The organism is Streptomyces sp. NPDC058000 (genome assembly GCF_042886435.1).
GTDB lineage: Bacteria > Actinomycetota > Actinomycetes > Streptomycetales > Streptomycetaceae > Streptomyces.
Genome location: NZ_JBHVQS010000122.1, coordinates 1 through 6,647, shown reverse-complemented (window position 1 = coordinate 6,647; position 6,647 = coordinate 1). Strand labels below are relative to the sequence as shown.

The 6,647-nt window shown below is 67.3% G+C and carries 6 protein-coding genes and 2 pseudogenes; 3 read left to right on the top strand and 5 right to left on the bottom strand.

The features are described from left to right. Positions 1-223: 223 nt before the first annotated feature. Complete coding sequence (locus ACFVT2_RS43100) at positions 224-592, bottom strand: GNAT family N-acetyltransferase (RefSeq protein WP_390027911.1); 369 nt, start codon at positions 590-592, stop codon at positions 224-226. A 386-nt stretch (positions 593-978) separates the two neighbouring features. On the opposite strand from ACFVT2_RS43100, the gene ACFVT2_RS43095 reads away from it, so the two are divergent. Both ACFVT2_RS43095 and ACFVT2_RS43090 read left to right on the top strand, forming a co-directional pair. Beyond that, positions 979-1,689 (top strand): 2-phosphosulfolactate phosphatase, encoded by a 711-nt coding sequence (locus ACFVT2_RS43095; RefSeq protein ID WP_390027915.1) that lies wholly within the window; start codon positions 979-981, stop codon positions 1,687-1,689. A gap of 34 nt (positions 1,690-1,723) precedes the next feature. Continuing rightward, on the top strand, positions 1,724-2,173 hold the full coding sequence (locus ACFVT2_RS43090) for an SDR family NAD(P)-dependent oxidoreductase (RefSeq protein WP_390027909.1): 450 nt from the start codon (positions 1,724-1,726) through the stop codon (positions 2,171-2,173). A gap of 23 nt (positions 2,174-2,196) precedes the next feature. Here the strand turns inward: ACFVT2_RS43090 and ACFVT2_RS43085 are convergent, their stop codons facing one another. Further along, a complete protein-coding gene (locus ACFVT2_RS43085) occupies positions 2,197-3,888 on the bottom strand; it encodes an ISAzo13 family transposase (protein ID WP_390027913.1) in 1,692 nt (563 codons plus the stop codon). A 71-nt stretch (positions 3,889-3,959) separates the two neighbouring features. Further along, positions 3,960-5,651: pseudogene (locus ACFVT2_RS43080) on the bottom strand (ISAzo13 family transposase). 105 nt (positions 5,652-5,756) lie between these two features. Here ACFVT2_RS43080 and ACFVT2_RS43075 point away from each other — a divergent pair. Beyond that, positions 5,757-6,170 (top strand): hypothetical protein, encoded by a 414-nt coding sequence (locus ACFVT2_RS43075; protein WP_390027921.1) that lies wholly within the window; start codon positions 5,757-5,759, stop codon positions 6,168-6,170. An 11-nt stretch (positions 6,171-6,181) separates the two neighbouring features. Here ACFVT2_RS43075 and ACFVT2_RS43070 read toward each other — a convergent pair whose 3' ends face one another. Next, positions 6,182-6,352: a hypothetical protein gene (locus tag ACFVT2_RS43070; RefSeq protein ID WP_390027918.1), complete on the bottom strand. Its 171-nt coding sequence runs from the start codon at positions 6,350-6,352 to the stop codon at positions 6,182-6,184. Continuing rightward, positions 6,327-6,515: pseudogene (locus tag ACFVT2_RS43065) on the bottom strand (IS701 family transposase); the annotation flags it as partial. The pseudogene ACFVT2_RS43065 and the gene ACFVT2_RS43070, both read right to left, overlap by 26 nt. Positions 6,516-6,647: the final 132 nt, after the last annotated feature.

Genomic DNA, 6,647 nt, shown 5'->3' with positions numbered 1-6,647 from the left:
CGATCGTCTTGCTCGCCACGCCAGGGAACACCGTGCTGAAACGATCCCTCGTTCCCACCCCTGACCTGGGGATTCACGAAACTGCGGTCAGAGCCAAAATTCGAGATTGTCATCAGCTCCAGCAGCTGGCGGACCTCGGACTGGATTGGGCGGCGTAAGCGCATTGGAGCGGTCACGCGGCCGGCGCCGGGGTGCAGCGTCGGCCGCTCGCGTACCGGCGGTGTTATGCGTTGCCGGGCGGGGCGAGCACACCGGTGATGACGGGGCGGGTTCGGTATGGGGTGGGCCATGGGGCGGTGGCCACGGTGGGGTGCAGCGGCATCCACATCTGCACGAGATTGGCTTCTGAGGGGCGCCACAGGGCCGTGGGGCGGGCCGGGTCGAGGATGCCGGGGGGCTCTCGGGGGCGCAGGGTGTGCCAGCCCATCGAGCGGTAGTAGGGCAGCAAGGGGAAGTTGTCTTCGGTGACGGTGGCGGTCAGCAGGCGGTATCCGTGAGCGGTGAACTGGCGTCGTGTGTGATGGGTCAGCAGGGAGCCGGTTTTGCGGCCGCGGAATGCCGGGTCGACGGCCAGGTATTCGCACTCCGCCATCCGGCGGGACAGCAGTGGCTTTGTTCACGAGTTCCGTCAGCGGGCGTTCATGACTCCGGGAGGCACCCGCAGACCGGAAGAGTCGATGTTCATGAGAACGGGAGGCACCCGCCGACGCCCGGCAACGGCGCGACGGCGGCCGCCACCTCCGCCCGTAGCCAGCGGTTTTGCCCTGGGCTCGTGACGACTGGCAGACGGCTCCCCGCCGGCCACCACCGAGCCGCTGCCCGAAGTCGTGAACATCCGGCGCGGGCGCTGTCTCCCGCACTGCCGTCGAAACGCTGCTCTGCGACGTGAACCGAGCCAGTAGGCGAGTTTTTCTGACTTCGGCCGCTATGGGTGGCCAGCGAGGCTTCGATTTCTCATGGTCAGGAGACAATGCCGGCATGGACTCGCGAGTCGTCGGAATACCCGAGGTGGATGGCACCGAGCAGGTGGCCGTTGTGATCGACGTAATGCGGGCGTTCACCACCACCGCCTGGGCTTTCCACCTTGGGGCCGACAAGATCGTTCTCGCCGCCGATGAGGACGAGGCACTGAGGATCAAGGCGTGTCACCCGGGTTGGCTTGCGCTCAAGGACGGAGCACTGGCCAGCGGGTTCGACCTGGTCAACTCCCCCGGCCTGATCCAGGAGGCCGACGCGGCCGGCCGCACCGTGATCCAAAAGACCACTGCGGGAACGGTGGGTGCCCTGGCGGTTATCGAGGCTGAATTGGCACTGTGCGCCAGTTTCGTCGTGGCCGGCGCGACAGCGCGCGCCCTGGCGGATGCCGGCGCCGACGCGGTGACGTTCGTGGCCACCGGCGAGGAGGGCCGTGCCGCCGAGGATCTGGCCTGTGCCGAGTACCTGGACCGGCTGCTGGCCGGGGACCGTCTCGACCCCGGCCCCTATCTGCATCGTGCTCGAAACTCCCCGGCCGCGGACGACCTGCGCCACGGGCGACGCCTCGGTGCCCACCCCGCCGATGTGGGGTTGTGCGCGGAGGTGGACCGGTTCGACTTCGCCATGAAGGTCGGACTTGAGGAAGGGATGGCAGTGCTGCGGCCGCTTCGGACTCGATCAAATGCAGGGCCAGCTGTCCACCGCGCCCGGTAACTGATGAGCCGTTCCCACCTCGCGGTGACGCGAGGTGGAGGCGAGGACGGCCTTGACGATTTCGGTGATACGGACGACGCACGCCCTCCTGCCTCTGTTGCACAAGGCCCAGCGTCCGCGCGTCGTGAATGTGATGAGCGGACGCGGATCGTTCACCATGAACGATGATCCGCAGCGCATTGAATCCCGGTTGCGCGGCCTGGTCTACCCGGTCTCGAAAGCGGCCTTGAACATGCTTACCTACCAGTACGCCCGCGCCCTTCCCGGCTTCCGCATCAATGCCGTCGATCCGGGGTTCACCGCGACCGCAATCAACAACCACACTGGCACCAGCACGCCCGCGCAAAGCGCGCGACGATCGTGCGGCTCGCCCTGGCGATCGACGGGCCCAGCGGACGGCTCTTCGACTCCACAGGTGAGATTGGCTGGTAGCGAGCTCGGATGCGCACCGACCTCCTGGCGGCGTCCGAGGTCATTTCGTTAGGAGCTCTAAGGGCGTGCAGATCTTTAACTCGTCGTTTTGACCTTGGTCTGGGTGGAGTCGGGAGCGAGGAACGTCGCGACGTCGGCTGGTGTGCGGAGGCGGGCGGTAGAAGCGTTGATGTGGTGTCCATGTGCTTCCAGGAGCGGGCGGACCTCCTGTTTCGCGCGGCTGATGGTCATGGCGGTGACGCCGAAGAGTTGGCCGAGGAGGTCCATGGTCGCGAGTTTGCGCAGGTGGAGCACGGTGACCAGGATCCGGTCGGCTGGGGTGAGTTTGGCTTTGGCACCTGTGCCAGGCGCTACCAGGCGCTCGTGACCGCGACGTGTGCGGAGCACTTGCTCGCGTTGAACCTCCAGCGCTGGAGTCAGCGCGTCGATGAGCTCGCTGAGCTGCTGACGGGTCATCCCGGTCAGTTCCGGGTCCTGCAGCGAACGCCGCGTGAGGCGAGGCGGTCTGCCCGCCGGGGCCTGGTCCGACGTGCTGTCGGTCGTGGCCGCATCCATCGGATGCTGGGGGTGAAGGGTGTAGTTCCAGTCCCCGTGGAAGCGGTGGCGGGTGATCGGCAGAGAGGCGATCTCGTCGTCGCTGACCTGAATGCCGGTGGGGTACGGGTTGGTGTCGAGTTCCGCGTGCACGGTCAGACCGGTCTTGGTGGTGGTCGCCGCGATGCTCTCGACGATGACTTCGTGGCTGGTCAGGGGCCTGCCGCGCCAGTTCATGGTGATGTGGGAGAACAGCCGGTGCTCGATCCGGTTCCACTTCGAAGTCCCGGGAGGCAGGTGGCAGACGGTGATCGTGAGGCCGGACTCAGCGGCGAACCGGGCGAGTTCGGTCTTCCACGTGCGGGTGCGATACCCGTTGGAGCCGCCGGCATCGGCGGTGATCAGCAGCCGGCCGGCCGTCGGATAGGTGGCCCGCCCGGCTCCGTTCCACCAACGGCGGATCGATTCGACGGCGAACGCGGCGGTGTCATGGTCGGTGCCCACGTTGACCCAGCCGGTGTTCGCGGCGACGTCGTAGATGCCGTAGGGCACCGCCCTGCCCAGCACGCGGTCGGGGAAGTCGTGGGTGTCGACCCGCACCGGCTCGCCTTTCGGCTCCCATTCACGGCCGTTGTTCTTGAACGGGCCGACCAGCTCCTTCTTCTTCGTGTCCACACTGATCACCGGAGCACCGCCGTCCTGGTGGTCGCGGGCCTGCTCGTTGAGGTAGTGGAACTGCGCGTCCCGGTCGGGGTGCTGCTTGCCTTCCAGCGTCTTGGCATTGCTCTGCAGGCTGAAGCCCTCCTCGCGCAGCAGGTCGCCCACCGTGTCCGCGGAGATCCTGTGGCCCTGCCGGGTCAGCTGCTCGGCGAGCTTGCGGGTGGATTTGGTGGTCCAGCGCAGCGGCGACATGGGATCTCCGCGGACGTCGGGCTCGACCAGCGTGAGAAGTGCCTCCCGAACGGCTGGGTTCCGGTCGACGACGCGTTTGCGGCCGGCGCCGGCCCGACGGACGCGGCCCAACGGCGCCTCTCCGGAGTCGAGTTCCCGCACTCCGGCAGACACAGTGGCCTCACGGACACCGGCGGCACGAGCGACCGCTCTGATCCCGCCGTAGCCGAGGGACTGGGCCTCCGCCCCTATCAGCAGGCGACGCTGCCGCTCGTCGAGGTGCGGCAGAATCGCCTCGAACTTGGCTGCCAGCGTGGTCCGTTGCCTATCCAACCCGCTTATGCCAGACCAACGAACCACCGAGCAGAAAGCTACGACTTAAAGATCTGCACGCCCTAAGGGCGTGCAGATCTTTAACTCGTCGTTTTGACCTTGGTCTGGGTGGAGTCGGGAGCGAGGAACGTCGCGACGTCGGCTGGTGTGCGGAGGCGGGCGGTAGAAGCGTTGATGTGGTGTCCATGTGCTTCCAGGAGCGGGCGGACCTCCTGTTTCGCGCGGCTGATGGTCATGGCGGTGACGCCGAAGAGTTGGCCGAGGAGGTCCATGGTCGCGAGTTTGCGCAGGTGGAGCACGGTGACCAGGATCCGGTCGGCTGGGGTGAGTTTGGCTTTGGCACCTGTGCCAGGCGCTACCAGGCGCTCGTGACCGCGACGTGTGCGGAGCACTTGCTCGCGTTGAACCTCCAGCGCTGGAGTCAGCGCGTCGATGAGCTCGCTGAGCTGCTGACGGGTCATCCCGGTCAGTTCCGGGTCCTGCAGCGAACGCCGCGTGAGGCGAGGCGGTCTGCCCGCCGGGGCCTGGTCCGACGTGCTGTCGGTCGTGGCCGCATCCATCGGATGCTGGGGGTGAAGGGTGTAGTTCCAGTCCCCGTGGAAGCGGTGGCGGGTGATCGGCAGAGAGGCGATCTCGTCGTCGCTGACCTGAATGCCGGTGGGGTACGGGTTGGTGTCGAGTTCCGCGTGCACGGTCAGACCGGTCTTGGTGGTGGTCGCCGCGATGCTCTCGACGATGACTTCGTGGCGGGTCAGGGGCCTGCCGCGCCAGTTCATGGTGATGTGGGTGAACAGCGGGTGCTAGATCCGGTTCGACTTAGAAGTCCAGGTATGGAGGTGTCATACGGTGATCGTGAGGCCGGACTCAGCGGCGAACCGGGCGAGTTCGGTCTTCCACGTGCGGGTGCGATACCCGTTGGAGCCGCCGGCATCGGCGGTGATCAGCAGCCGGCCGGCCGTCGGATAGGTGGCCCGCCCGGCTCCGTTCCACCAACGGCGGATCGATTCGACGGCGAACGCGGCGGTGTCATGGTCGGTGCCCACGTTGACCCAGCCGGTGTTCGCGGCGACGTCGTAGATGCCGTAGGGCACCGCCCTGCCCAGCACGCGGTCGGGGAAGTCGTGGGTGTCGACCCGCACCGGCTCGCCTTTCGGCTCCCATTCACGGCCGTTGTTCTTGAACGGGCCGACCAGCTCCTTCTTCTTCGTGTCCACACTGATCACCGGAGCACCGCCGTCCTGGTGGTCGCGGGCCTGCTCGTTGAGGTAGTGGAACTGCGCGTCCCGGTCGGGGTGCTGCTTGCCTTCCAGCGTCTTGGCATTGCTCTGCAGGCTGAAGCCCTCCTCGCGCAGCAGGTCGCCCACCGTGTCCGCGGAGATCCTGTGGCCCTGCCGGGTCAGCTGCTCGGCGAGCTTGCGGGTGGATTTGGTGGTCCAGCGCAGCGGCGACATGGGATCTCCGCGGACGTCGGGCTCGACCAGCGTGAGAAGTGCCTCCCGAACGGCTGGGTTCCGGTCGACGACGCGTTTGCGGCCGGCGCCGGCCCGACGGACGCGGCCCAACGGCGCCTCTCCGGAGTCGAGTTCCCGCACTCCGGCAGACACAGTGGCCTCACGGACACCGGCGGCACGAGCGACCGCTCTGATCCCGCCGTAGCCGAGGGACTGGGCCTCCGCCCCTATCAGCAGGCGACGCTGCCGCTCGTCGAGGTGCGGCAGAATCGCCTCGAACTTGGCTGCCAGCGTGGTCCGTTGCCTATCCAACCCGCTTATGCCAGACCAACGAACCACCGAGCAGAAAGCTACGACTTAAAGATCTGCACGCCCTAAGCGCGAACTGCGCGGGTATGCCTGGACCGAGAGAAGGGAAGTGGCCCTGTGGTCAAGTGGATTGTACTGGGGCTGATCCTGGCGCCGTCTGTGCTGTTCATCGTGATGATGATCGCCGTGGCGCTCAGCGCGATGCGGCCCCGCCGCGCCGCCGCGTCGTTTAGCCGCCCGAAGTCGCCTCCGGAGCCCCCGCCGAGGAACCGTCCGGCCGCATCGGCCGCCCCACCGGCACCGACACCCACGGGCGACGAGCCGAATTCGTCACCCGAGACCACCGCCTGGCTCGATGCGTACCGACGCGCGCACCCCAACGCCACCCATGAGATGGTGATGTCAGCCGTACGCGAGCGGCGCGACGACCAGACGAAGTACCGCGGCATGTCGCCGGGCATGAAGTCCGCTTTCAAGGAGATCGAGAGGCAGCGCCGCGGGACCGGCTGGGACGGCGACTGGGCCCGGTGAGGGTGCCCCGCTCAGGCGGAGGCGGCGCGGATCCGCCCAGCGAAGTCGAAGACGCTGAGGCGTAGGGCCCGTTCCGCGTCCACGCCGCGAGGCAGATGCGTCTGGTCGTAGCCGATGGCCAGCCCCGCCAGGAACGCCGTCCGGCCCGCCTCCATGCTGCATTCCCATCGGATGCGCTTCACCGGCTCGTTCCGCCAGCGACCAGCCGTTCTTGCGTTCCAACGGCGCAACCAGCCCAGCCATGTACTTCAGTGCCCGGCCTCGCGGCTCCGAACGGGCAAACCGTGCAGCGAACCGCGCGTGTAACCCCGCCAACTCCCCACGCCACGAATCGACTTGCCGCACACCAGGTCCACAGACACTGGGACACTCAATCACACCAAACCCCACAACTGTGATTGCAGTACTTAGCCCCGACCTGCCGTACGCACGGGTGCGCCCCGGCCCTTCCCCGGGCCGGGGCGCACCCGTGCGTAC